This window comes from Streptomyces toyocaensis, assembly GCF_000725125.1.
Taxonomy (GTDB): domain Bacteria; phylum Actinomycetota; class Actinomycetes; order Streptomycetales; family Streptomycetaceae; genus Streptomyces; species Streptomyces toyocaensis.
In genome coordinates this window covers 82,463-106,084 of sequence record NZ_JFCB01000002.1, presented here as the reverse complement: position 1 = coordinate 106,084, position 23,622 = coordinate 82,463, and the positions used below count along the sequence as shown (strand labels likewise).

Sequence of the window (23,622 nt, the reverse complement as noted above, 5' to 3'; positions counted from 1 at the left end):
CGACGAGGGCCCCGCGGGTTCAGCGGCCGGCTGCCGCGGTGTCGCGGAGGAAGCCGCGCAGGGACGTCACCATCGCCGACACGAACGCTTCCCGGCCGGCGTCGTCGAGGGCGTCGAGGGAGAGGTACGGGTTGAGGTCCTCCAGTTCGACCAGCAGCAGTTCGCCGCCCGGGGCGCGGCAGGCGTCGACGCGCTGGATGCCGTGGCCGAGGGTGTTCCACTCGATGAAACGACGGGCGAAGCCGAGGTCGTCCGCTGAGGGTTCGTACGGCTCCAGCTGCCAGCGCCGCTCGGGGTCGGGGGCGTAGAGGGCGTACTGGAAGGAGTGGTCGACGTAGTAGAAGGACACCTCGTAGGCGAAGTCGATGTGCGGCTGCACCAGGACGTCGCCGTTCACGAGGCCGCGCACCGCGTCCGCGGGGACGACGCGCAGGCCTATGGAGTCGGCGCCCAGCCTGGGCTTGACCACGTACCGGTCGGCCTCGGGCAGCCGGTGCAGGTCCTCCAGCCGGTCGACGGTGGGGATCACGGGCCGGCCGGCGGCGGTCAGGTCGAGCAGGTACTGCTTGCCGGCCATGTCGCCCCGGCCGGTGAGCGGGTTGTAGACCGGCGTGCCGGTCGCGGAAGCACGCTCGCGGAAGGCGTCGTAGGCGTCCCGGTACTCCATGACCGGACCGCTGTTGCGGACCACGACGGCGTCGAAGCCGTCCATGAGGGCGACGGCGTCCCGCGGGTGGCACAGGGCGAGGTCGACGTGCTCGCGCAGCCGGGAGGTCAGGAAGATGTCCTCGTCACAGTAGCGCCGCCCGCGGGCCGGGTAGGCCAGGTCGGTGACATAGAGGACGCGGGGACGGGCGGATGACATGCGGGCTCCCAGGGGGACGACGGTGGCTCGATCATAGGGACGACCTGCGCGGGAGCGCTGTGACGGTACTGAGTTCCGTGCCGGGTGTGCACTGAGTGCCGCGACCGGCCTCCCGGTGCTACGTTCCGTGCATGAGCTCCAGCAGTGCGGCTGTCGGCCGCGGTGAGAAGGCCGGGAAGCCGACGATGCGGGAGGCCCTGGTGGCGGCGGCCTTCCGGTTGTTCCTGGAGCGGGGCTACGAGCAGACCACGGTCGACGACATCGTGGCCCTCGCCGGGGTGGGACGGCGCTCGTTCTTCCGCTATTTCCCGTCCAAGGAGGACGTGGTCTTCCCTGATCACGAGCGGTGCCTGGCCGACATGACGGCCTTCCTGGCCGCGGGCGCCGACGACGAACCGGTGCACAGGGTCTGCGACGCCGCCCGGCTGGTGCTCCTGATGTACACCGAGAACCCCGCGTTCTCCGTGCAGCGCTACCGCCTCACCAGACAGGTGCCGGGACTGCGGGCGTACGAGTTGTCCGTGGTCTGGCGCTACGAGCGGGCCATGGCCGGATATCTGCGGGCCCGTTTCGCCGGCCTGCGGGACGGCACCCTCCGGGCCGATGTGATCGCCGCGGCCGTGGTGGCGGCGCACAACAACGCGCTGCGTTCCTGGCTGCGTGCGGACGGGAAGGGGGACGCGGAGGCCGCGGTGGACCACGCGCTGGAGCATGTGCGGGCCGCGTTCGGCTCCGCGGCCGTCCCCCCGGTGACCGAGGGTCCCGACGACGTCGTGGTGATCGTCTCGCGGCGCGGGGCACCGCTGTGGCGGGTGGTGCAGGAACTAGAGACGGCACTCGGGCGGGGTTGAGCGCCGCGGCCACTCTTCGGTAAATGAGGGTACGGAGTGCCTTTACGAGTGGCACTGAGTGCCATACGCTGAGGCTGTGCGCGGTGGCACGGACCACCGGGCACACGCGTGCCCGGCGGACCGCGCACGCGGGATTCCGGCCGAATGCAGGGAGTTGACCAGCGTGTACCACCACTCAGGAAGCGTCGCTCAGCAGGCAGCCGGCTCCGCGACGGGCATCCTCGATCCCCGGGGCACCGACCACGCGGAGGCCATGCTCTACCAGCGCTGCAACTGGTGCGGCACCGCCACGTACCACCGGCTGCTGTGCCCGGTCTGCCAGGGCAGCGAACTGCGCACGGAGCGCAGCGAGGGCGTCGGCACGGTCCGTCATTCCACGGTGCTGCACCGCAACACCCCCGCGGCGCGCAATGTGTCCCTGATCGAGATGGCGGAGGGGTTCGTGGTGCGCGGCCGGGTCATGGGCCCGCCCATCGGGATCCACAGCGGTGACCGGGTACGACTGTCGACGGCCAAGGACCCGGTGCGGGGCGAGCCGGTCTTCCAGCTGGTGGACGAGCCGTTCCGGGCCTGGACCTGACGAACCGCCGGGCGGGGTCCGGCCGCCGGGGCCCTCGGGCGGTCAGAAGGTGACGCGGATGCCCACCGTGCCGTTCAGCCCCCTGCGCAGGCGGCTGCCGAGGAGGGTCATCCGTCCCAGGAGGCCGTACTTGCGGGCGATGAGCCGGCGGTAGCGGGCGGTGGTGGCCGGGTCGCAGATCTCCGCCGTCGCGGGGACCTGGTCCCCGGTCGGCTTGCCGCGCACGTCGCACGGGCCGACGAGGACGTCGCCGCGGGCACGGATCCGCTTCACCTTCCACGAGTCGGCGGCGGTCCACACCCCGAGCGCGTCACCGTCCCGTACCACCCACACCGGCGTCGCCACGGGCGTGCCGTTCTTGCGGTAACTGGTGACCAACAGGTACTTCCCGGCGCCCAGCCGGTCCCGCAACGCGTCGTCCATGCGGCGAAGTCTAGGCGCCCAGGCGGCGGGCGACGAAGACGAGCTCCCGGCCCGGACGGTCGGGCGCGTCCCGTACCTCCTCCAGTTCGTAGCCGTGCCGGGCGAGGTCGGCCTCGACCTCCCGCCGTTCGCGGAAACGCAGCGTCGAGTCCGAGGTGAGCACCGCGCCGTCCACGGCGAACACGTAGGTGGTGCGGAACGTCACGAGCGCTCCGTCCACGTCGGTCACCCGGTGCCAGCTCTCGACCGTCCCGACGCCGGGCACGTCCGTCCTGCGGTACGACTCCTGGCGGGTCCAGCTCTCCCAGGCCCGCCGGGCCGGGTCCCGGGTCTCGAACACCAGCCGTCCCCCGGGCCGCAGAGCCGCGCGGGCGCCCCGCAGGGTGCCGTGCCAGGCATCCGGATCGGCGATGGCCTGGGCGACGTTCGCCGTCATGGTCGCCAGATCGGCGTCGAGCGGCGGCAGGGCGGTCGCGTCGCCCTCGATCCAGTGGACCCGTGCGCCGCCCGGCTTGCCCCGGGCCAGGTCGAGGGACGCCCCCGCGGGTTCGACGCCGACGACCTCGATCCCCCGGTCGGCGAGGAGCAGGGCGAACACCCCTGTCCCGCACCCGATGTCCAGCACGCGCCGGGCACCGAGCTCCTCCGCCATACGGAGATACGCGTCGAGGTCACCGCGGTCGCCCTCGAGCGCGTCGTAGAGCGCCGCGAGCCGTGGACGGCCGAAGCACTCGTCAGCCACCGACGGCTCCCGTCTCCTCCACCGCCGCCGCCATCCGCCGCACCGCCTCCGTGAGCACCTCGGCCGAGGCGGCGAGGTTGAGCCGGGCGTGGCCCGCGCCCCCCGTGCCGAAGGGGAGGCCGGAGGTGAGCGCCACCCGGCCGTGGTCCAGGAAGACCTGGGCCGGGTCGTCGCCGAGGCCGAGCGCGCGGCAGTCGAGCCAGGCCAGGTAGGTGGCGTCCCCCGGGCGGTAGCGGACTGCCGGCATCCGATCGGCCAGAAGCCCGGCGAGCAGCCGGCGGTTGGCGTCGAGTCCGGCGAGGAGGGCGTCCAACCAGGCGGTGCCGTCCCGCAGGGCGGCGGTGTGGGCGAGGATGCCGACGTGACTCGGCCCGTGTCCGACCTCCTCGGGCATCCGTGCCAGGTCCTCGGCCGCCCCGGGCCCCGCGACGGCGACGGCCGCCTTGAGGCCGGCCAGGTTCCACGCCTTCGACGCCGACATGAGTGACAGGCCGCGCTCACCGCCCGGCACACTCAGAAAGGGCACGAACCGTGTGTCGCCCACGACCAGGGGCGCGTGGATCTCGTCGGCGACGACGCGTACGCCGTACCGCTCGGCCAGGGCGGCCACCGCGGTCAGCTCCTCGGCGGTGTGCACGGTCCCCGTGGGATTGTGCGGGCTGCACAGCAGGAACGCGGCCCGGCCCCCATGGGCCGTCGCGCGCCGGAAGGTGTCCTGCAGGACGTCGAGGTCGATCCGCGCGTCGGCGCCCAGCGGGGCCTCGGCCACCCGGCGGCCCAGGTGCCGGACGAAGTCGTGGAAGGGCGGGTACACCGGTGAGTTCACCACGACCGGATCGCCGTGCCCGGTGACCAGTTTGAGCATCTCGACGACGCCCAGCATGACGTCGGGCACGATCGCGGTGCGCTCCACGGCGAGCCCGTGCCAGTCCCATCGTTTGCCCGCGAAGGCGGCCAGCGCCTCGGCGTAGGCACTGCCGGCGGGGTAGCCGGTGTCGCCGAGTTCCATGGCCTCGGTGACGGCCCGCACGACCGGTTCGGCGAGGGGGACGTCCATCTCGGCCACCCACAGGGGCAGCACGTCCTCGGGGTAGGTGCGCCACTTCATGCTGCTGCGGCGTCGCAGGCGGTCGAGGCCGAGGGCGTTCAGGGGATTCGGTTCACCGGACGTCTCGTGCGGGATCCTGGTCATGAGCACACGATAGGGCGCGGTGGCGCGATCGGGCCCCGGCGGACGGTGCGGACCGGGCGGTGGGAGCGCCGGCGTGTCCCCGCACCCCGGCGCGCGGATCGCCCCGGGGTGAACACGAGGGGTCCCGGGCCCGTATGCACAGAGGGCACCCGACTCAGGGGAGGCCCCGCGGTGTTCGCGCCGCGCTGCAGAGGTTCGGGAGCCATGCATGAGGCACGCACGACGACGGGTCGTCCGGCGAGTGACACGGCTGGCGGCCGTCGGCGGACTCCTCCTGGGGGCCACGATGGTCACACACGCCGTCGCCGGTGAGCCGCCGCGGGTGCCCGAGGCCGTCCCGTTCTCCACCGCCGAGGAGCCGGCGGTGGGCCCGGGCGCCGGCCTCGTGACCGAGCTGGGCACGTCCCGTACGGCGGGCAGCTGGATCGGCGCCGACGGGCGGACGGTGGTCGCGGTCACCGACGAGGAGGCGGCGGCCGAGGTGCGCGAGGCGGGCGCCGAGCCGAGAATGGTGCGCCACAGCATGGACGAGTTCAAGTCCGCCGCCCGCACGCTGGGTTCGGCGCCGCGCGTGCCCGGCACCGCCTGGGCGATGGACTACCGGTCCAACCAGGTGGTCGTCCGGGGCGACACCACGGTGTCGGCGCGGGACTGGTCGGAGCTGACCGAAGTGGCCGACGGCATCGGCGACTTCGTGCGCATGGAGCGGACCGGAGGCACCTTCACCACCCGCCTCAACGGCGCGCGGCCCATCCTGTCCACGGCCGGCCGGTGCTCGGCGGGCTTCAACGTGACCGACGGCGAACGGGACTTCATCCTCACGGCCGGGCACTGCGGCCCCGACGGGTCGGTGTGGTTCGCCGACAACGGCGGCAGGCAGGAGGTCGGCACCACCGTCGGCGGCAGCTTCCCGGGGAACGACTACTCCCTGATCGAGTACGCGGACGGCCGGGCGGGCGAGGGCGCCGGCGTGGTGGCGATCGGCGGTGGCAAGGGCGTACGGATCACGGGGGTGGCGGATCCGACGGTCGGGCAGCGGATCTTCCGCAGCGGCAGCACCAGCGGACTGCGCGACGGGGAGGTGACCGCGCTCAACGCGACGGTGAACTATCCCGAGGGCACGGTCAGCGGTCTCGTCGAGTCAGACGTGTGCGCGGAGCCCGGTGACAGTGGCGGGCCGATGTTCTCCGAGGGCATCGCGCTCGGCGTCACGTCCGGCGGCAGCGGTGACTGCCGGACGGGAGGTACGACGTACTTCCAGCCGGTGACGAAGGCGCTGGCGCAGCTCGACGTGCGGCTCATCGTGGCGCCCGGAGCCGACGGGGGTGCGGCGGCGCCGTCGCCCGCGCCGTCGGACGCCGGGGGCGCGGCGGCTCCGGACGCGGCCACACCGGGGGCGTCGACCCCGGTGAGGGGCATCGTCCCTGATCCGTCGACGCTGCTGTCACGGCTGGCCGACCCCCGCAACGTCGGGCCGGGTCTGCTGGTGATCGGGGGCAGTCTGGTCGCCCTGGTGGCCTCACGGTGGATCCGGGCGGAGCAGGACCGCAAGGCGTACCGGCGGCACTACTCGGCGACGTGGGGCTGAGCGGGCCGTGGTTGCGGACGGGTCAGCCCACCGTCAGGAGCACCGTCGCCAGGGCGGCTCCCAGCAGCCCGGCGGTCTGCCGTCAGGAGACGTGTTCGTGCAGGACGGCGAGGCCGAGGCCGGCCAGGAGTCCGTCCGTCGCCCCGCGGCCGAGACGGGTGCCACCGCCGGACACGCACCACGGTGCGGGACCCGTGAGGGCGGTCCGCGGCGAGGCGAGAGCACCGGGCCGGTCGCCGAGAAGGAGGACACCGCACCGGACGGAGGGGGCGACGCCCAGTCGCGGCACGATGAGCGTGGTCGTGCCGGTGAGCGCCGTCACGGCCGGAGCAGGTCGGAGCCGGTGACGTCGTCGGCGGGCAGGACGAGCGCGGCCCCGTGGCGAACAGCAGGCCGCCGGTCTGGCCGAGGAGGGTGACGGCGGGATGCGGGACACGGCGGGACAGCGATCCGCCGACGAAGTGGACGATGCCGTAGCAGAGGACAGTGCGAGAAGGGCACCCATTCGGTCGCGGGTGCCCGGTCGCCGCGGTGACGATGCCGAGGCCGGTTACGGGCCGGTCAGGCCGCCCTGGCCGGCTGCGGGAGGGCCGAGGCCCACTCCTGGACCAGGCGCTGGTACTCCTCGCGCTGTTCGACGCTGAGTGTCCCGCCCGACCGGAGCCACAGGGCCCGGATCTCCTCGTTGACCTCGGCAGCCGATCGCTCGGAGGAGGGTTCAACAGTGGTGGACATGCTGTGAAGCATACGGGGCCGGACGTGAAGACGCTGTGAGTAATCGCACGCACATCGGACATTTCCGACAGTGTTGCTGATCACGTCCATCTGCCGTGATCTGCCGTGGAAGCATGGGCGAGTTCACACCGCCGCCCCGGGCCTCGCCCATGGTCCCGGGGGCGGCGGGACGGCTCAGGTGCCCGGCTTGCGACCGTACACGTAGACGTCGTCACCCTTCTTCAGCAGCGACCAGTACTTCTTGGCGGCGGTCTTCGTCATGTTCACGCAACCGTGGGAGCCGGGCGGGTTCCACATGCTGACACCGACCGAGTGGAAGGCCTGGCCGCCGTCGAAGAACTGGCTGTAGGGCATCGGCACGTCGTAGATGGTCGAGACGTGGTCGATGTTGCGCCAGTAGATCTTCTTCAGGCCGGTGCGGGTCTCGTACCCGTTGCGTCCCGTGCGGACCGGGACGGGACCGTGGACGAGCTTCTTGCCGTCCTGGATCCAGCTGAGCTGGAGCGTCAGGTTCACGCAGGCGATGCGGCCCTTGTTCGTGGGGCACTTGCCGGACTTGTTCGGGTTCTTGCCCACGGCCTTCTGTTTGTTCATCAGGTCCATCACGCCCCAGGTGACGGGGCCGGCGTACCCGATGTTCGGCGTGATGCCGTGCTTGGTCTGGAAGGCGCGGATGGCCTTGCAGTCGGCGGCGGACTGCTTGCCGTCGACCGGGCGGCCGAGGAACTTCTCCACCTTCTTCTGGTACGGGCCCGCCGAGGTGGTGCAGCTCGCGGCCTGCGCCGGTGCCGCGCCGAGCGCGAGCGCGAGCGGAGCCACCAGCGAGGTGACCCCCAGGATGACGGTACTCCGTCTGCGTATGTCCCCCATGGTCCTTCTGCCTTTCCCGCGGAAGTGTGCGCCAGGCCTGCGCACTCTGCCAGGTAGACGATTCACGGGGGCCTTCGGTTGTGGGACCGGTCCCGGCCGCAACCGAACGGTGACATCGCCGGGCCGTCCCGGCTACGGCGACGCCTCGCCGAGCGCCTGCCGGAACCCCGTGTTCACCGCGGTGATGCCGCCGTCGACCACGAGCGTGGTCCCGGTGATCCAGGACGCGTCACGGGAGGCGAGGAAGGCGACGGCGGCCGCGATGTCCTCGGGCTCGCCGACCCGGCCGAGCGGGTAGAGGCGCCGGGCCGCTTCGAGCTCCTCTTCCCTGCCCGCCCAGGCCCGGGTGCGGATCGTCCCCGGTGCGACGAGGTTGACCCGCACTCCGCGCGGCGCGGCGTGCCCGGCGAGGGTGCGGGTGAGGGACACCAGGCCCGCCTTGGCCGCGCTGTAGGCGTGATTGCCGAAGTCCTGCAGTCCGTTGACGGAGCCGACGCTCACGACGGCGCCCCGGCCGGAGGCGGCGAGGTACGGGAGTGCGGCGCGGCAGCAGCGGTACGCGCCAGTGAGGGTGACATCGAGGTCCGCGGCCCACTCCTCGTCCGGCTCGTCCTCGAAGCGGGGCGCGTCCGGGGTGCAGTGGGCCGCGTTGTTGACCAGCACGTCGAGCGAGCCGAAGGTGCCCACGGCGTGCGCCACGGCCGCCTCCACCGAGGCCCGGTCGGCCACGTCGCAGGTGAAGGCCTCGGCGCCGAGCCCCCGCTCCCGCAGCGCCGACGCCGTCGTCCCGGCCGCGTCCGGGTCCACGTCGGCCACCAGCACCCGCGCCCCCTCCTCGGCGAACCGCAGGGCGGTGGCCGCGCCGATGCCGCGTGCCGCCCCGGTGATGAGAACCCCGTACCCCTCGAAACGCCGTGTGTCCGTCGTCATGGGGTGACGGTAGCCATCGGGTCGATCACGGCGACAGGGGCCGAAGCGGATCAGCGGTAGCCGGTCACATCGGCCGGCCGGCCCGCGTCCTGGACCTCGACGAGATACCGCCAGGCGTCCGGGCGGCTGCCGTCGAGGTCGGTGAAGCCGTACTCCCCGGCGAGGCCGCCGCTGGAGAGGGACGCGCCGTTGAAGCGGGCCACGTCCGGGTCGGCCGCGAGGGCGGCGACGGCCCGGCCGACGTAGCGCGGGGTCTCCGAGATGGCGAAGTGGGGGACGCTCTTCAGAGCGTCGCGCCAGTTGTCCTCCCGGACCCCGAAGTGGTCGAGCATGATCTCCGAACGCAGCCACCCCGGGGTGAGGGCGACCGCCGTGGCGCCGCGCGGGCCGAGTTCGTGGCCGAGGGCGAAGGCCATGCGCAGGACCGAGGACTTGGCGAGGTCGTAGAAGAAGGAGACGCGGTAGGTGTCCCGGTTGTAGTCGGCGGTGCCGTCGGTGACCTCGACGACCAGTCCGCCCGGGTTGCGCAGCAGCAGCGGCAGGGCGTGATGACTGGTGATCGCGTGGGTGTCCACCGCGAGGCGGAGCAGGCGCAGGCCCTTGTCGAGGTCGTGCTCCCAGACGGGCGCGTCCCACTCGAAGAGCGACTCGCCGCCCCAGATGTCGTTGACGAGGACGTCAAGGCGGCCCTGCTCGCCGGCGATCCGGTCGACGAGCGCACGGACCTGTGCGGGGTCGAGATGGTCGGTCGGCACCGCGATCCCCCGGCCGCCCGCCTCGGTGACCAGGTCGGCGGTGTCCTCGATCGTCTCGGGACGGTCGTACTCGGAGCGGCGGGCGCGCGTGGTGCGGCCGGTGACGTACACGGTCGCGCCCGCCGCCCCCAGTTCCACGGCGATGCCCCGTCCGGCTCCCCGGGTCGCCCCGGCCACCAGCGCGACCCTGCCCCTCAGCTGCTCCGACATGTACGGCCTCCCGTCACCCGTTCTCTGCTGTCGCGTCGAGCGTGACGGGTAAGCCGGACATCCTCTGTCACCTTTTCGCGCCGGTCACCCGGGCGGGCCGTTCAGTGCCCCCGTGCGATCCATTCCTCCAGGTGCGGGGCCTCCGCGCCGATGGTGGTCGGGTCCCCGTGGCCGGTGAGGACCTTGGTCTCGGGCGGGAGGGTGAGCAGCCGGTCCCGGATCGAGTCGATGATCGTCGGGAAGTGGGAGAACGATCGGCCGGTGGCGCCGGGACCGCCCTGGAAGAGGGTGTCACCGGTGAACACGGTCGCCAGTCCCGGGTCGTACAGGCAGACGGCACCCGGGGCGTGCCCCGGGGTGTGCAGCACGGTCAGGTCGGCGCCGGCGGCCTCGATCACCTGGCCGTCGACCAGCCAGGAGTCGGGGTCGCGGTGCGGGTGGGTCTGCTTCCACAGCTGCAGGTCGTCGGGGTGCAGCCAGATGGTGGCTCCGGTGCGCTCGGCGAGCGCGGGCGCGGCGTCGATGTGGTCGTTGTGGGCGTGGGTGCACACGATGGCCGTCAGACGCCGGTCCCCCACCGCCTCGGCGATGGCGTCGGCGTCGTGGGCGGCGTCGATGACGATCGCCTCGTGGTCGTCGCCGACGATCCACACGTTGTTGTCGACGTCCCAGGTGCCGCCGTCGAGGCTGAACTGCCCGGAGGTGACGAGTCGTTCGACGCGGGCGGCCATCACAGCACCACCACCGAACGCAGCACGTCGCCGCGGTGCATCCGCTCGAACGCCTGCTCCACCTCGTCGAGCCGGATGGTCTCGGTGACGAACGCCGCCAGGTCCAGGCGCCCCTGGAGGTGCAGGTCGATGAGCATCGGGAAGTCCCGCGAGGGCAGACAGTCGCCGTACCAGGACGACTTCAGTGAGCCGCCGCGGCCGAAGACGTCCAGCAGCGGCAGTTCGAGCTTCATCTCCGGGGTGGGTACGCCGACCAGGACGACCGTGCCGGCCAGATCACGGGCGTAGAAGGCCTGCCGGTACGTCTCGGGTCGGCCGACGGCCTCGATGACGACGTCGGCGCCGAAACCGCCGGTGAGTTCGCGGATCGCCTCGACGGGGTCGCTCTCGCGGGAGTTGACGGTGTGGGTGGCGCCCATGGAGCGCGCGGTCTCGAGCTTGCGGTCGTCGATGTCCACGGCGATGATCTTCGCCGCGCCGGCCAGCCGGGACCCGGCGATCGCCGCGTCGCCGACGCCGCCGCAGCCGATGACGGCCACGGAGTCGCCCCGGCCGACGTCGCCCGTGTTGATCGCGGCGCCGATGCCGGCCATCACGCCGCAGCCGAGGAGCCCGGCGACCTGCGCGGAGACGGCGGGGTCCACCTTGGTGCACTGTCCGGCGGCCACCAGGGTCTTCTCGGCGAAGGCACCGATGCCCAGGGCCGGGGAGAGCTCCTGCCCCGTGGAGGCGAGGGTCATCCTCTGCTTCGCGTTGTGGGTGTCGAAGCAGTACCAGGGGCGTCCCCGCAGACACGCCCGGCACGTGCCGCACACCGCACGCCAGTTGAGGATGACGAAGTCGCCGGGCCCGACGTCGGTGACGCCGTCGCCGACCGACTCGACGATGCCCGCGGCCTCGTGGCCGAGCAGGAAGGGGAAGTCGTCGCTGATGCCGCCCTGTTTGTAGTGCAGATCGGTGTGGCACACGCCGCAGGCCTGGATCCGCACGACCGCCTCGCCGGGTCCCGGGTCGGGTACGACGACCGTCTCGATCCGCACCGGCTCGTCCTTGCCGGGTGCGATCACGCCGCGTACTTCCTGGGCCATGGTGCTGACTCCTTCGTCGGCCGGTGTCCGTCCCTTCGACCCTACGCGGGAATGATCGGCGATGCCGCCCGCCGTGCGGCGGGTCCGTGTCCTGCGCGTAGCCTGAACCTCCAACCGTGACCGAGGGGGGCATGTGAGCGTCGCAGTTGAGGAATCCGGTCCGCCCGCGTGGCGGCTGCTGCTCGGATACGTACGGCCGCACCGGTGGGCGCTGGTGGGCGGTGCCCTGCTCTCGCTGATGACCGGTGCGACGGGCCTGATGCTGCCACTGGTGGCCCGCGAGCTGATCGACGACCTCTCCGGTGACCGCGCCATCACCGGCGCGCTGCTGCTGATGTCCGCCCTGGTCGTCGCCAACGCCGTGCTGGGAGCGCTGGGTTCGTACGTGCTGCGGCGCACAGCGGAGTCGGTGGTGCTGGGGGCGCGGCGCTCGCTGTCGTCGTATCTGCTGCGGCTGCGGATCACGGCCGTGGACCGCAGTGAGCCGGGCGATCTGATGGCCCGCATCACCTCCGACACCACCCTGCTGCGCGAGGTGACCACCGATTCGCTGGTCGGTCTCGGCACGGGCGGTCTGACGCTCGTGGCGACCGTGGTGCTGATGGGCTTCGTCGACCCGGTGCTGCTGGGTGTCACGCTGGGCGTGATCGCGGCCGCGGGGACGGTGCTCGGTGTGATCGTGCCGCGGATCAACCGCGCCTCCCGGCGGGCGCAGGACGCGGTCGGCGTGATGGGTGCCTCACTGGAGCGGGTGCTGGGCGCGCTGCGCACGGTGAAGGCGTCCGGTGCCGAGCCCCGGGAGGAGCGCACGCTGCACGAGGCCGCGCAGGAGTCGTGGCGGCAGAGCGTGCGCGCCGCCAAGTGGTCGGCCGCGGCGGGGAACACGGCCGGGCTGGCGATGCAGATCGCGTTCATCACGGTGCTCGCGGTGGGCGGCGCGCGAGTGGCGACGGAGGCCATCGACATCGGGACGCTGGTGGCGTTCCTGCTGTTCGTCTTCTATCTGATGTCGCCGATCCAGCAGGTCGTCGGCGCGATCACGCAGTACCAGACGGGCAGCGCCGCGCTCGCCCGGATCCAGGAGGCCCTGCGGCTGCCCGCCGAGCCGGCCGCCGGCCCCGTGGAGCTGCCCGCCCCCGGCACGGCACCTGCCGCGCTCGCGTTCACGGACGTGCGCTTCCGTTACGCCGACGACCTGCCGTACGTTCATCACGGCGTGACGTTCACGGTGCCCGCCCAGGGCATGACCGCGTTCGTCGGCCCGTCCGGCGCGGGCAAGACCACCGTGTTCTCCCTGATCGAGCGGTTCTACGACCCCGAGTCCGGGGTGATCGCACTGGACGGCCGGGATCTGGCCGACTGGGAGCTCTCGCGGCTGCGGGCCGCGATCGGCTATGTGGAGCAGGACGCGCCGGTGCTGTCGGGCTCACTGCGGGACAACCTGCTGCTGGGAAACCCCGAGGCGGACGACGCCACGGTGACGCGGGTGCTGAAGACGACCCGGCTCGACGGTCTGGTGTCCCGGCTGCCGGACGGGCTGGACACCCTCGTCGGGCATCGAGGCACCAAGCTGTCCGGGGGCGAGCGCCAGCGGGTGGCCATCGCCCGGGCCCTGCTGCGCCGGCCCCGGCTGCTGCTGCTCGACGAGGCCACCTCGCAGCTCGACGCGGTGAACGAGGCGGCGCTGCGCGACACCGTCGCCGACGTGGCGCGCACGACGACGGTCCTGGTGGTCGCGCACCGCCTGTCCACGGTGACGATGGCCGACCGGATCGTGGTGATGGACGCGGGCCGGGTCCGCGCCGTCGGCACGCACCGGGAGCTGGTGACCGCCGATCCGCTGTACGCGGAGCTGGCGGCGACGCAGTTCCTGGCGACGGGAGAGTGAGCGGGGCGGATACCGCGTCGGACCTGGCTTGCCGTTCCCGCCGGGCCGGAGGACGCTCGTAGAAGAGGCCGTCTCGGCCCGCCGGAGGTCCGGGCCGCGGCCTCGGAGGAGGTAGGTCATCATGACAACCGCGGCACAACCCGCCTTCGGCTCCGACACGCTGCGCCGGGGCATCGAGGCGGACACCTCGGCGATGCTGGTGTCGCTCTACGCGGACGACGCGGAGCTGCGCATCGTCGACCGCAACACCCAGCCCAGTCACCCCAAGGTCCTGCACGGACGGGACGAGATCGCCGCCGTGCTCGACGACGTCTACAGCCGTGACATGACGCACTCGCTGGAGGCGTGCGTGGTCCAGGGCGATCACGCCGCCTACTGCGAGAGCTGCCGGTACCCGGACGGGGTGAGGGTGCTCTCGGAGTCGATGCTCACCCTGCGGGACGGCAAGATCACCGGGCAGACGATGATCCAGGCGTGGGACGAGTGACACGGCCCGTACGGCGGCGGAGTCCGTCGCCGGGCCGCACCGGCTGACGCAGCCCGTTCTCGCGTGTGCTCCGGGCCGGGCCACGCACCGCGTCTCGCGGACCGGAGGGGCCGACGGAACGGTCAGCTCCTCCGGAAGACCCGATCGTCCCTGCGCGGAACCCGGTCGGGCGGGCGCAGGATGCCCAGGAGCTGGCGGACCAGTTCCTCCACGACCTCGTCCAGGGTGGCCTCCACCCGGTCCGCGCTCCAGTCGTGGAGCAGACCGTTGACACTGCCGATGAATCCGGTCGCGGCGAGGCGGTGGTCGCGGGGCTCCGCCTCTCCCCGTGCGGCCGCAGCCCGTGCCTCGGCGCAGATCAGCTCGACCCACTGGGCGCGGCGGGCCAGACGCTGTTCCTCCATGCGCGGGCTGACGCCGATGATCTCCACGAACGCGATGCGGATCCGGCGCGGGTCGCCCGTGACATCGGCGGCATAGGCGCGGAAGACGGCGTCCGCCCGTTCGGGGAGCGGGGTGTGTGCCGTCCGGGCGGCCGCGGTCAGGACCGCGGCCTCGGCCCGGTCGTTGACCTGGAGGTGCAGTGCGGCCAGCACGTCCTCCAGGTTGCGGAACTCCTCGTAGAACTGACGCGTCGACAGTCCCGCGGCCTCGCTCAGGGCGGCGACGGTGGTGGACCGGTAGCCGGGGCCGGCACCGAACAGTTCGAGCGCCGCGTCGAGGAACCGCCGGCGCCGCTCCGCCCTCCGCTCCTCGGCGGACTTTCCCGCGTAACGGCCGCTCGGTGCCCGCAGCCTGTCCGGCACCGGCCCTCCCCTCCTTGGTGGCATGGCCAATTTTGTCGTGTACGCGGTCTTGTGGAGAAGGGTCACCCGTCCTTACTTTTCAGTAAGTTGATTCTGAAAGCGCCTGTGTTCAGATTCCCGCTCCCCCCGTTTTGGCATGTCCGACTCACGGGCGCTGCCGCCCGGCCCCCACCCGCAGAGGAGAGAGCGTCATGCCGCTCCACAGAACCAGGACCGTGTGCGTCCTCGCCGCCGCCCTCGCCCTGACCGTCACCGCCCCCGCCGCCGCGAACGCCGCCGGCTCCGCCCCCGGCTCCTCCGCGGGTCTGCGCGAGGTGCTGTTCGTGGGCAACAACTGGGACGGCACCGCCGATGTCCTCGAGTCCACCGGCGACTTCTCCCGTATCGGCCGGATCGACGTCGTCCCCGACAAGGACGAACGGATGGCCGAGATCAACGCCGACCCGATCCACTGGATCTACTTCATGGCCATCCGCAACAGCGTCGGCGAGGGCCACGACCAGTTCGTCGACGACATGTACTCCACCCCGGACGGCACCTCGGTGGTGGTGTCCCGGCCGAGCTTCGCCGACGTGGTCTCCCTCGACCTCGCCACCGGAGACATCAACTGGCGTTTCCCCGTTTCCGGTCACCGCTCCGACCACATGGCCGTCTCCCCCGACGGCAAGCGCGTCGCCGTCTCGGCCTCGACCTCCGGCAAGGTGCACGTCCTGGACATCGGGACCGGCAAGGAACTCGGCTCGTTCGCCACGGGCGACAAGCCGCACGAGAACACCTTCAGCGCCGACGGCAGGCACATCTGGAACATGTCCATCGGCGAGGTGAACACCGCCCTCGACGCGACCTGGCTGGACTGGACGAAGGGCGACCGCCGTATCACGGTCGTCGACGCGACCACCTTCGAGCAGGTCGAGGTCATCGACATGCGCGAGCGGCTCGACGCCGCCGGCCTGAGGAACCACTCGGACGCGGTCCGCCCGGCCGCCTTCTCCCCGGACGAGTCGAAGCTGTACTTCCAGGTCTCCTTCTTCAACGGCTTCCTCGAGTACGACGTGGCCACCGACCGCATCACCCGTACCAAGACCCTGCCGGAGAACCCGGCCACCAGCACCGACCGCACCACGTGGGTCAACGACTCCCGTCACCACGGCATCACCATGAAGCCGGACGGCACCAAGCTGTGCGTCGCGGGCACCATGGACGACTACGCGACCGTCGTCGACCGCGCGACCCTGCGGCAGGGGCCCCTCGTCACGGCGTCCAAGCCGTACTGGGCCACGGTCAGCGGCGACGGGAAGTCCTGCGTGGTCTCCGAGAGCGGCGCCGACCGGGTCACCGCCATCGACTTCACGACCGGCGAGAAGTCCGTCTCCGTACCCGTCGGGGACCATCCCCAGCGGGTGCGACTCGGCCGGGTGGAGGCCGACTGGTCAGGTCCGCGGACGCGCCGCTGACCGGCACGCGCGGAGCCCGGAACGGCCCGTCCGCGGCTTCCGGGGAGACCGGGAGGGGGTGTGTGAGGACGGCGCAGTCGGGTAGGGGCCCTTCATCACCTCCGATCGCGGGAAGGAGGTCCGTGAAAGCGCATCTACTCGCAGCGCCCGGGCCGTTTTCGTCGACACGGAGCGGCCCGGCCCGTCAGCGCGGTGGCAGCCGGCGGAGGTCCACCTCGGTGATCGACCCCCCGGACACCGTGACGGTCATGTAGGTGCAGTGGGGCTGGCGACGGCGGTCCGTCGGGGAGCCGGGATTGAGCAGACGCAGTCCCGTGGGCGCGGTGGTGTCCCACGGGATGTGACTGTGCCCGAAGACCAGTACGTCGACGTCCGGGAAGCGGGCGGCGCAGCGCGTCTCTCGCCCCTGTGCGGGTCCCGTCTCGTGGACGACGCCGAAGCGCAGGCCGCCGATGTCCGCGTACGCGATCTCGGGCAGCCGGGCGCGCAGCTCCGGCCCGTCGTTGTTGCCGTACACGGCGATCAGGCGGCGGCTGCGGCTCTCCAGCAGATCCAGGGTGCCGGTGTCGGCCCAGTCCCCCGCGTGGAGGACGACGTCCGACCGGGCCACCTCGTCCAGCAGCGGAGCGGGAAGCCGCTTGGCGCGTTTCGGCAGGTGGGTGTCCGACGTCAGGAGCAGCCGCACGGCACCCGCACGGGGCGGCCGGCCGGTGGGGGCTCGACCGGTGCGTCCGGACACCCGTCAGTCCACGCCCCTCACTATGTTCTCCTCGGTCCCGGTCCCCGGGACGGAGGAGCTGCTGCCGCGGTCCACGGCGGGCAGGCAGGTCCTTACCGGGTCCTTGCCCCGCAGCCGCCGGGCCCGCGCCCAGCCCGTCTCCGGCCGGCGGGTCCGGGGTGTGTCACTGATCTCCGAGGTCACGACGCATCATCTTCCTTCTGCAGCCACTGGCCACCGGGTCCCCGGGGCCGTGCCGGACAAACACCTGGCCGTCGGGCACGCGGCCGCGGCCGCACACCCCGGTCCGCACCGGACCAGGCGCGTGCGGCGTCGAGAGGACGGTCACGGACGAGCACCTCGTGGAGATGGGCGGAGGTGCCGGGCCGCTGCACCAGGAAAGCGGTGTCGACGGGTGCGTCCTCGGGCTCGTCGAGAAGGGCCAGGGTGCCGGTATCCATAGGTTTGCCCATAACGGGCATGCGGGAGTGCATGGGAAACGCGGGGTACGGGCCCTCTGCCGTCGAGGTGCCGCAAGCAACCGCGCACGCATCGGGAAGTGAGCACATGTCCAAGATCCTTTTCGTCGTCACCGGGGCCGACCGTCTGACCCTGGCCGACGGGACCACGCATCCCACCGGCTTCTGGGCCGAGGAGGCCGTGGCGCCGTACGAGGCGCTGCGTGCCGCGGGCCACGAGGTCGTCGTCGCCACTCCCGGCGGCGTCGTGCCTTCCGTCGACCGGGGCTCTCTCACACCCGAGATGAACGGCGGCCGGGAGAACGCGGACCGCGTCGCGAAGGCGCTGGAGTCCTTCACCGAGCTCCGGCGGCCGGTGCCGCTGGAGGACGTCCGGCTGGAGGAGTACGCCGCCGTCTTCTATCCCGGTGGCCACGGCCCCATGGAGGACCTCGCCGTCCACACCGGCTCCGGACGGCTGCTCGTCGAGGCGCTGGACTCCGGCAAGCCGCTCGCCGTCGTCTGCCACGGCCCGGCCGCGCTGCTCGCCGCCGTGCGGGAGGACGGCAGCAATGCCTTCGCCGGTTACGAGGTGGCCGCGTTCACCAATGCCGAGGAGGCGCAGGCCGGTCTCGGCGACAAGGTGCTGTGGCTGCTCGAGGACCGGCTCACCGAGGCCGGTGTGCAGGTACGGACGGGCGAGCCGTGGGCGCCGAACGTGGTGGTCGACCGCACCCTGGTCACCGGTCAGAACCCGGCGTCGTCCGCTCCGCTCGCCGAGGAACTGCTGAAGCGTCTCTGAGAGCGGCCCCGGGCGGCAGGGCCAGCCCCCACCGCCGCCCTCACCGCCGCCGCCGTCGTCACCGTACGACGAACTCCGCCCACACCTGCTTGCCCCCGCTGACCGGGAGGGTGCCCCAGGCCGCCGACACCGCCTCGACGAGCAGGATGCCCCGGCCGCCGGTGGCCTCCCAGCCGATGCTGGTGGGCTTCACGGGGGTGCGGGGCGAGGCGTCGGCGACCGCAAGGCGCAGCCGGTCGTTGACCAGGGTGAGGTCGAGGCGGACCTGGCCGTCGGTGTGCACCAGGGCGTTGGTGACCAGTTCGGAGACCGCGAGCAGGGCGGCGTCGATGTCGTCGCTCACGCCCCAGGAGCGCAGGGTACGCCGGGTGAAGCGGCGGGCGTGCCCCACCGCCTGGGGCACCCGCCACACCGTCCAGCTCTCCCGCAGCGGGCGCAGGGCCATGCCGTCGTAGCGCATCAGCAGCAGGGCGACGTCGTCGCTGCGCGGGGCCTTGCCGAGCAGGGCGTCCGCGACCGCCCCCAGGTGCGCGGGGTCGGAGGCGGACAGCTGCCGGGCAAAGCGCTCCATGCCCTCGTCGATGTCGGTCTCGGGCGACTCGACCAGGCCGTCCGTGGTGAGGGCGACCACCGTGCCGGGCTGGAGCCGCAGCGGACTCATGGGGAAGTCGCTCTGCCGCACCACCCCGAGCGGTGGGCCGCCCTCGGCCTCGGCGATGTCCGTGCGCCCGTCCGGGTGACGCAGCACCGGTGGCAGATGTCCCGCCCTGACACACCAGGCGAAGCCCTCCTCCATGTCGACGTCCACATAGCAGCAGGTGGCGAAGAGGTCGGTCTCCATGTCCATGAGCAGCCGGTTGGCATGGGAGACCACCACGTCCGGGGGGTGTCCCTCGACGGCGTAGGCGCGCAGGGCGGTGCGCATCTGGCCCATGAGGGTGGCGGCGCCGGCGCTGTGGCCCTGGACGTCGCCGATGACGAGGGCGACGTGGTTGTCCGGCAGCGGGATCACGTCGTACCAGTCGCCGCCCAGCTCCAGTCCGGCGGTGCTGGGCAGATAGCGGGCGACGGCGATCGCGCCCGGCAGCCGGGGCAGGCGGCGCGGCAGGAGCTGGCGCTGGAGCATGCCGACCAGCTCGTGCTCGGCGTCGAAGGCGCGGGCCCGCATGAGGGCCTGTCCGGCGAGGCCGGCGGCGGCGGTGAGCAGGGCGCGTTCGTCGGCGCCGAAGTCGTGCGGGGCGTCCCAGCCGATGAGGCAGGCGCCGGCCATGCGGTTGCCCGCGGGCAGCGGCAGCACCGCCAGGCCGCCGGGTCCGACCTCGGCCAGGGCGACTTCCAGCGGGGAACCGGCGGGCCAGATACCGGCGCGGCCCTCGCGCAGCGCCGCGGCGAGGGTCGGCATCGTGCGCACCGGGGCGTCGGGCCACTCGGTGCGCCACTCCGCGCGCCACAGCTCCGGCCAGGCCTCGGGTTCGGGAGGGTCGAGGACGGTCACGACGAGCCGGTCGTTCTCCAGCTCGGCGACCGCTATCCGGTCGGCCCGCAGCGGCCTGCGCAGCGCCGCCACCACGGCCCGGCCGACGTCGCGGACGGTGACGGCGGTGGCCAGTGCGGCGGCGAGGCGCTGCACGCGGGCGACGTCCGTGATGTCGGAGCGCAGCGTGGAGACGTCGGCGAGGGACCCCACGAGACGGGCCGGGCGCCCCTCGCCGCCGGGCGTGAGCCGCCCCCGCAGCCGAAGCCACTTGGGCGCGCCCGCGGGCTGGAGCACCCGGAACTCCAGTTCCCGCTCGCCGATCGTCATGTGGTCGGCCTCGACGACGGACATCAGCGACGGCAGGTCCTCAGGCACCGTCAGCCCCAGCAGAGTCTCCACCCGCCCGTCGAAGTCGTCCGGGTCCAGCCCGAACAGCTCCAGGACGGCCTCGTCGACCCGGACCCGGCCGGTGTCCATGGCGAGGCTGAAGCCACCCGGCGGCAGCTCCGCGCCGTCGGCGGCCGCGGGCGGCGCGGGGAAGGCGACGGCGTCGGCGACGAGGCCGAGGCAGACACGGTCGTCGGCGTCGAACCCGCCGGCGCGCTCACTCACCGCGAGCAGGCAGCCGCCGTCGTGGCTGACAGGGAGTGCCGCCAGGTGGAAGACCCTGCTGGGCACGCGTCGCGACTGGGCCTGTGCGGCCAGCTCGTCCGGGCCCAGCCACACCGGCCGCCCGCGGTGCGCCTCGGCCACCGGGGCGTGTCCCGCGACGGGGTAGCTGTCGCGCACCCCGCACAGCGTCCTGGGCACCCCGGCGGACTCCGCCAGATAGAGCCTCTCCCCGTCCGCGCTGGGCGTGTACACGGCGGCGAAGGCGGCACCCGCGAAGACGAGGGCCTGCTCCAGGATGCGGCGCACCCGTTCGGGTGAGTCCCGGTCGGCCGCGATCGCCGTCAGGGCGCCTTCCGCACGCAGCGTTCTCGTGCTGCGTCCCGCAGCGCCCTCACCGACCACGTTGGCCATTACAGCGCTTATGGGACATCCGCGCAGCCCCTGGGAGCGTTCGGCGGCAGGACGGTTGCCCTCGGCCGCGCCGGACGTCCGGCCTCCCCTTCCCCGCTGCTTGTCGTGCGCGACGCCCCCCGCGGGAGGGAGATCGGGTCCCGCGGCCGGTGGCGCGGCCGTGCGAGGAGGTGATGGCGTGTCCGGGGGACAGTCCTCCGCGCAGGCGCCGACGGGCGGGCGGGCACCGGTCGGCCGCCCTCGGCTGTCACCGTCGCCGGCCTCGACGACGGACGAGGTGCGCGCGCCTCCGAGGCGGTGCACCTGCTCCCGCCGGACCGGCCGGTGCCGGAGACGGCGGTACCGGCGGGCCTGCCGCGTGCCTTCGCGGCCCCGTGGGAACGGGTGGGGCTGAGCGCGCCGATCCCGGTGTCCGACGCGGCGCGCGAACGGCGGCCGGTCCGGGTGGGCGGCGGGAAGGAGACGGCGCGCCACCGTCCCCGGATCGCCATGGTGCTGCCCTGTCCCCTCTCCCTGGCCGCCCTGCTGGTGGCGACCGCGCCCAGGCGCAGGGCGCGGTTCTGGTGACCTGGCCCGGCGCGCGCCCGCCGGACCTGTCCGACCGGGAGCGCGACCACCTGACCGCCGCCTGCGACCGGCCGGCGGTGCGGCTGGAGCGGGCCGCCGAGCAGAGCCTGCCGCCGGACGATCTCACCGACGCGTTGGTCCGCCCCGGCGTGGACGCGTCGGGCCGCCCGGACGGCATCGCGGTACTGCTGATCAGGGCTGCGTCGGCGGAGGGCTGACGGGGCGCCGGCTCCGGGCAGGGGTCCGGCCCCGCCACAGCGGGGTGGCGGGGCCGGACCGGAGCGACGGCGGGTGGGGGTGTCAGTGGGACTGCGTCAGGCCGGAACCGTCCTCGGCGCTCTGGCCCGCTCCGTCACCGGCTCCCGCGCCGGCCTCCCCGCCGCCGGCACCGGCCTCCTGGCCACCGGCCGCCTCGCCGGCTCCGGCCTCCTCGCCGCCCGCCTGGTCGCCGCCCGCCTGGTCGCCGGCGCCCTCTCCCGCGCCGAGGGTCGCGCCCACCGCCGCCAGGGCGGTGGTGACCGGCTGGAAGAACGTCTCTCCGCCGGACGTGCAGTCGCCGCTGCCGCCCGAGGTCAGACCGATGGCGAGACCGTCCCGGGTGAACATCGAGCCGCCGCTGTCACCGGGTTCCGCGCAGACGTCGGTCTGGATGAGACCGGTGACCGTGCCCTCCGGGTAGTTCACCGTGGCGTTCAGACCCAGCACCTGGCCGTCGGCGAGCCCGGTGGTGCTGCCCATCCGGAACACCTCCTGGCCGACGGTGGCCTCGGCGGCCTGGACGATGGGAAGCCTCTGGTCGCCGAGGTTGACCTCGCTCGGCGCCTGGGTGGCGGGGTCGTCGTACGTGACGAGGGCGAAGTCGCCCTCACCCGGGAAGACCGCCTGGGCGACCGTGGCGATCGGCTGTCCCCCCTGCGCGTCGGACCACTGGTCGCCCCCGGCCGCACAGTGACCGGCCGTCAGGAACGCCGGACTGCCGTCACCCGCGGTGACGTTGAAGCCGAGCGAGCAGCGGGCACCGCCGGAGAAGATGGCGTCACCGCCTGACGCGAACGTCTTGAAGGTGCCGGCGGACTTCTTGACGGTCGCCATGCCGGAGCCGAGGCTCCGCACGGTGGACTCCAGTCGGTCCCACTTGTCGCCCGTCACCGTGCTGTCCGCGGTGACGAGGATCTTGTTGGTCCGCGGGTCCACCGCCCACGAGGTGCCCGGGATGGTCGCCTCCGCCTTCAGCGTCCGCGCCCCCGCCTGCAGTTCGGTCATGCTGTTGTCGACCTCGCGGACGGCCGCGCCCGCCTTCTTGGCCTGCACGACGACGTTGTTGTTGTCGCCCGGTACGACGTTGACGACGAGTTGCTTGTTCTCGCCGTCGTAGTAGGAGCCGGCGAACGCGTCGCCGAGGAGCCCGGCGAGCTGGGAGGCGAGATCCGAGGCGTCGCCCGCCTTGAGGGTCTTCGGCGCCGCCGCGGCGGCGTCCGACGCGCCGTCCTGCGACGCGTTGGCGTTCGGGAGCAGGATCGCGGCGGCTCCGAGCGCCACCGCACCGCCCACCGCTATCGCGGCCTTGCGCTTCGGAATTCGCTTGTGACTCAAACTACTCGACCTCCTGGGGGGACGGGAGTCGTGCCGCCGTTCGGCGGCGTTCGGGGCGCCTGGATGGCTGTTGGTACGCACGTGGCGCCGGGCGCGTTCAATCCCGTCCGGCCCTCACGCACCGGGACCGGTCGTGCGCGGTGCGTGCCGGACGCGGAGCGGAATCCCGGCTTCAGGGAATCTGCACAGCGAATGCCCAACCCGGTCACGGGAGTCCGCGGGCGTCCACACCCCGGCCGCCCGCGTCACGCCTCTGGCGCCGGTGTGCCGGATTCCGGCCACGGGAGGCAAGTGGCCGGACGGGGCGATGCGGTGGAACGTGTGAAGAACTCGCCGCCGACCCGTGCCCCCGTCTGCACGCTTGCGCGCCCCAGCGACGCAAGTTGCCTGGTGAGACGTTTGATTGATTGGAAGCGCCCGCCCGCAGCGTGCTTTGATCCATCGCACCGCAAGGCCGTTCCGGACTCCCGGCGACGGGCGTCCGGCGCCCGCGGTCGCGGCCTTCATCCGTCCCCGGAGGGGGGCCGCTCCCCCCTTGTGACATTCCATACGAAGGGAAGTTCCATCATGAACTCCACCCCCCAGGTCGAGACCGTCGAGATCTCCGACGCCGACCTCGACAACGTCTCCGGCGGCCTGTCCGTGAACGCCGTGAACACCCTCACGGGCGCGGTGGACGGCATCGCCCCGGTGTCCGGCCTGGTCGACACCGCCGTCGGCACCGTCGAGGGTGCCACCGGCCTGAGCACCGCCCCGGTCACCAACCTGGTCGCCGGTCTCTGATCGCGC

The 23,622-nt window shown here is 72.8% G+C and carries 24 protein-coding genes and 1 pseudogene; 9 read left to right on the top strand and 16 right to left on the bottom strand.

Translation table 11 applies throughout. The annotated features are described in order from the left end of the window. Positions 1-19 precede the first annotated feature (19 nt). Positions 20-865, bottom strand: a complete 846-nt coding sequence (locus tag BU52_RS04365) for an ATP-grasp domain-containing protein (protein WP_037928349.1) — start codon at positions 863-865, stop codon at positions 20-22. 131 nt (positions 866-996) lie between these two features. Between BU52_RS04365 and BU52_RS04360 the strand changes: the two genes are divergently transcribed. Together BU52_RS04360 and BU52_RS04355 are read left to right on the top strand one after the other, a co-directional pair. Then, a complete protein-coding gene (locus BU52_RS04360) occupies positions 997-1,716 on the top strand; it encodes a TetR family transcriptional regulator (protein WP_037928348.1) in 720 nt (239 codons plus the stop codon). A gap of 163 nt (positions 1,717-1,879) precedes the next feature. Further along, positions 1,880-2,296 carry a Zn-ribbon domain-containing OB-fold protein gene (locus BU52_RS04355; RefSeq protein ID WP_037928346.1) on the top strand — a complete coding sequence of 139 codons (417 nt, stop codon included), beginning with the start codon at positions 1,880-1,882 and terminating at the stop codon, positions 2,294-2,296. 42 nt (positions 2,297-2,338) lie between these two features. Here the strand turns inward: BU52_RS04355 and BU52_RS04350 are convergent, their stop codons facing one another. From BU52_RS04350 to BU52_RS04340, 3 genes are read right to left on the bottom strand one after another with little or no spacing between them, the layout of a single operon-like run. Continuing rightward, positions 2,339-2,719, bottom strand: a complete 381-nt coding sequence (locus BU52_RS04350; protein ID WP_037928345.1) for a PPOX class F420-dependent oxidoreductase — start codon at positions 2,717-2,719, stop codon at positions 2,339-2,341. A gap of 10 nt (positions 2,720-2,729) precedes the next feature. After that, a complete protein-coding gene (locus BU52_RS04345; RefSeq protein WP_037928342.1) occupies positions 2,730-3,461 on the bottom strand; it encodes a class I SAM-dependent methyltransferase in 732 nt (243 codons plus the stop codon). After that, on the bottom strand, positions 3,454-4,653 hold the full coding sequence (locus BU52_RS04340) for a MalY/PatB family protein (protein ID WP_037928339.1): 1,200 nt from the start codon (positions 4,651-4,653) through the stop codon (positions 3,454-3,456). The genes BU52_RS04345 and BU52_RS04340 overlap by 8 nt, the downstream gene beginning before the upstream one ends. A gap of 208 nt (positions 4,654-4,861) precedes the next feature. On the opposite strand from BU52_RS04340, the gene BU52_RS04335 reads away from it, so the two are divergent. Further along, positions 4,862-6,241: a S1 family peptidase gene (locus BU52_RS04335; protein ID WP_037928336.1), complete on the top strand. Its 1,380-nt coding sequence runs from the start codon at positions 4,862-4,864 to the stop codon at positions 6,239-6,241. Positions 6,242-6,323: 82 nt separating this feature from the next. Here the strand turns inward: BU52_RS04335 and BU52_RS36135 are convergent, their stop codons facing one another. From BU52_RS36135 to BU52_RS04300, 7 genes are all read right to left on the bottom strand, one after another. Then, positions 6,324-6,563 (bottom strand): hypothetical protein, encoded by a 240-nt coding sequence (locus BU52_RS36135; RefSeq protein ID WP_037928334.1) that lies wholly within the window; start codon positions 6,561-6,563, stop codon positions 6,324-6,326. Positions 6,564-6,802: 239 nt separating this feature from the next. Further along, complete coding sequence (locus tag BU52_RS04325; RefSeq protein WP_037928332.1) at positions 6,803-6,988, bottom strand: hypothetical protein; 186 nt, start codon at positions 6,986-6,988, stop codon at positions 6,803-6,805. 162 nt (positions 6,989-7,150) lie between these two features. Continuing rightward, positions 7,151-7,846, bottom strand: coding sequence for a L,D-transpeptidase family protein (locus BU52_RS04320; RefSeq protein ID WP_037928329.1), 696 nt, complete (start codon positions 7,844-7,846; stop codon positions 7,151-7,153). 132 nt (positions 7,847-7,978) lie between these two features. Continuing rightward, positions 7,979-8,776 carry an SDR family NAD(P)-dependent oxidoreductase gene (locus BU52_RS04315; protein ID WP_037928326.1) on the bottom strand — a complete coding sequence of 266 codons (798 nt, stop codon included), beginning with the start codon at positions 8,774-8,776 and terminating at the stop codon, positions 7,979-7,981. Between the two features lie 50 nt (positions 8,777-8,826). Beyond that, positions 8,827-9,741, bottom strand: a complete 915-nt coding sequence (locus BU52_RS04310; protein ID WP_037928323.1) for an SDR family oxidoreductase — start codon at positions 9,739-9,741, stop codon at positions 8,827-8,829. A 101-nt stretch (positions 9,742-9,842) separates the two neighbouring features. Then, positions 9,843-10,472 (bottom strand): MBL fold metallo-hydrolase, encoded by a 630-nt coding sequence (locus BU52_RS04305; RefSeq protein WP_037928320.1) that lies wholly within the window; start codon positions 10,470-10,472, stop codon positions 9,843-9,845. After that, positions 10,472-11,560 (bottom strand): S-(hydroxymethyl)mycothiol dehydrogenase, encoded by a 1,089-nt coding sequence (locus BU52_RS04300; RefSeq protein ID WP_037928318.1) that lies wholly within the window; start codon positions 11,558-11,560, stop codon positions 10,472-10,474. The genes BU52_RS04305 and BU52_RS04300 overlap by 1 nt, the downstream gene beginning before the upstream one ends. Before the next feature lie 133 nt (positions 11,561-11,693). On the opposite strand from BU52_RS04300, the gene BU52_RS04295 reads away from it, so the two are divergent. Then, complete coding sequence (locus BU52_RS04295) at positions 11,694-13,448, top strand: ABC transporter ATP-binding protein (RefSeq protein ID WP_037928315.1); 1,755 nt, start codon at positions 11,694-11,696, stop codon at positions 13,446-13,448. Between the two features lie 121 nt (positions 13,449-13,569). Next, the gene (locus BU52_RS04290) at positions 13,570-13,935 is read left to right on the top strand and encodes a nuclear transport factor 2 family protein (protein WP_037928312.1); all 366 of its coding nucleotides are present in this window, start codon (positions 13,570-13,572) and stop codon (positions 13,933-13,935) included. A gap of 122 nt (positions 13,936-14,057) precedes the next feature. Here the strand turns inward: BU52_RS04290 and BU52_RS04285 are convergent, their stop codons facing one another. After that, a complete protein-coding gene (locus BU52_RS04285; RefSeq protein ID WP_037928309.1) occupies positions 14,058-14,741 on the bottom strand; it encodes a TetR/AcrR family transcriptional regulator in 684 nt (227 codons plus the stop codon). Positions 14,742-14,932: 191 nt separating this feature from the next. Between BU52_RS04285 and BU52_RS04280 the strand changes: the two genes are divergently transcribed. After that, positions 14,933-16,195: a YncE family protein gene (locus tag BU52_RS04280; protein WP_037928305.1), complete on the top strand. Its 1,263-nt coding sequence runs from the start codon at positions 14,933-14,935 to the stop codon at positions 16,193-16,195. Between the two features lie 184 nt (positions 16,196-16,379). Here the strand turns inward: BU52_RS04280 and BU52_RS04275 are convergent, their stop codons facing one another. Together BU52_RS04275 and BU52_RS04270 are read right to left on the bottom strand one after the other, a co-directional pair. Beyond that, the gene (locus tag BU52_RS04275) at positions 16,380-16,880 is read right to left on the bottom strand and encodes a metallophosphoesterase family protein (protein WP_037928854.1); all 501 of its coding nucleotides are present in this window, start codon (positions 16,878-16,880) and stop codon (positions 16,380-16,382) included. 57 nt (positions 16,881-16,937) lie between these two features. Further along, complete coding sequence (locus BU52_RS04270) at positions 16,938-17,117, bottom strand: hypothetical protein (protein ID WP_037928302.1); 180 nt, start codon at positions 17,115-17,117, stop codon at positions 16,938-16,940. A gap of 363 nt (positions 17,118-17,480) precedes the next feature. On the opposite strand from BU52_RS04270, the gene BU52_RS04265 reads away from it, so the two are divergent. Further along, positions 17,481-18,173 (top strand): type 1 glutamine amidotransferase domain-containing protein, encoded by a 693-nt coding sequence (locus tag BU52_RS04265; protein WP_037928299.1) that lies wholly within the window; start codon positions 17,481-17,483, stop codon positions 18,171-18,173. Positions 18,174-18,231: 58 nt separating this feature from the next. Here the strand turns inward: BU52_RS04265 and BU52_RS04260 are convergent, their stop codons facing one another. After that, positions 18,232-20,673, bottom strand: a complete 2,442-nt coding sequence (locus BU52_RS04260; protein ID WP_037928296.1) for a SpoIIE family protein phosphatase — start codon at positions 20,671-20,673, stop codon at positions 18,232-18,234. Between the two features lie 178 nt (positions 20,674-20,851). On the opposite strand from BU52_RS04260, the pseudogene BU52_RS37260 reads away from it, so the two are divergent. Further along, a pseudogene (locus tag BU52_RS37260) lies at positions 20,852-21,386 on the top strand (PAS sensor protein); the annotation flags it as partial. Between the two features lie 154 nt (positions 21,387-21,540). Here the strand turns inward: BU52_RS37260 and BU52_RS04245 are convergent. Beyond that, a complete protein-coding gene (locus tag BU52_RS04245) occupies positions 21,541-22,833 on the bottom strand; it encodes a S1 family peptidase (protein WP_037928288.1) in 1,293 nt (430 codons plus the stop codon). A gap of 567 nt (positions 22,834-23,400) precedes the next feature. On the opposite strand from BU52_RS04245, the gene BU52_RS04240 reads away from it, so the two are divergent. Then, complete coding sequence (locus BU52_RS04240; RefSeq protein ID WP_037928285.1) at positions 23,401-23,616, top strand: hypothetical protein; 216 nt, start codon at positions 23,401-23,403, stop codon at positions 23,614-23,616. Positions 23,617-23,622: the final 6 nt, after the last annotated feature.

Excerpts from the sequence above, each read along its gene's own strand:
- BU52_RS04365 (WP_037928349.1), bottom strand. The coding sequence starts at position 865 with ATGTCATCCGCCCGTCCCCGCGTCCTCTATGTCACCGACCTGGCCTAC.
- BU52_RS04360 (WP_037928348.1), top strand. The coding sequence starts at position 997 with ATGAGCTCCAGCAGTGCGGCTGTCGGCCGCGGTGAGAAGGCCGGGAAG.
- BU52_RS04350 (WP_037928345.1), bottom strand. The coding sequence starts at position 2,719 with ATGGACGACGCGTTGCGGGACCGGCTGGGCGCCGGGAAGTACCTGTTG.
- BU52_RS04340 (WP_037928339.1), bottom strand. The coding sequence starts at position 4,653 with ATGACCAGGATCCCGCACGAGACGTCCGGTGAACCGAATCCCCTGAAC.
- BU52_RS04335 (WP_037928336.1), top strand. The coding sequence starts at position 4,862 with ATGAGGCACGCACGACGACGGGTCGTCCGGCGAGTGACACGGCTGGCG.
- BU52_RS04325 (WP_037928332.1), bottom strand. The coding sequence starts at position 6,988 with ATGCTTCACAGCATGTCCACCACTGTTGAACCCTCCTCCGAGCGATCG.
- BU52_RS04320 (WP_037928329.1), bottom strand. The coding sequence starts at position 7,846 with ATGGGGGACATACGCAGACGGAGTACCGTCATCCTGGGGGTCACCTCG.
- BU52_RS04315 (WP_037928326.1), bottom strand. The coding sequence starts at position 8,776 with ATGACGACGGACACACGGCGTTTCGAGGGGTACGGGGTTCTCATCACC.
- BU52_RS04310 (WP_037928323.1), bottom strand. The coding sequence starts at position 9,741 with ATGTCGGAGCAGCTGAGGGGCAGGGTCGCGCTGGTGGCCGGGGCGACC.
- BU52_RS04305 (WP_037928320.1), bottom strand. The coding sequence starts at position 10,472 with ATGGCCGCCCGCGTCGAACGACTCGTCACCTCCGGGCAGTTCAGCCTC.
- BU52_RS04300 (WP_037928318.1), bottom strand. The coding sequence starts at position 11,560 with ATGGCCCAGGAAGTACGCGGCGTGATCGCACCCGGCAAGGACGAGCCG.
- BU52_RS04290 (WP_037928312.1), top strand. The coding sequence starts at position 13,570 with ATGACAACCGCGGCACAACCCGCCTTCGGCTCCGACACGCTGCGCCGG.
- BU52_RS04280 (WP_037928305.1), top strand. The coding sequence starts at position 14,933 with ATGCCGCTCCACAGAACCAGGACCGTGTGCGTCCTCGCCGCCGCCCTC.
- BU52_RS04265 (WP_037928299.1), top strand. The coding sequence starts at position 17,481 with ATGTCCAAGATCCTTTTCGTCGTCACCGGGGCCGACCGTCTGACCCTG.
- BU52_RS04260 (WP_037928296.1), bottom strand. The coding sequence starts at position 20,673 with ATGGCCAACGTGGTCGGTGAGGGCGCTGCGGGACGCAGCACGAGAACG.
- BU52_RS04240 (WP_037928285.1), top strand. The coding sequence starts at position 23,401 with ATGAACTCCACCCCCCAGGTCGAGACCGTCGAGATCTCCGACGCCGAC.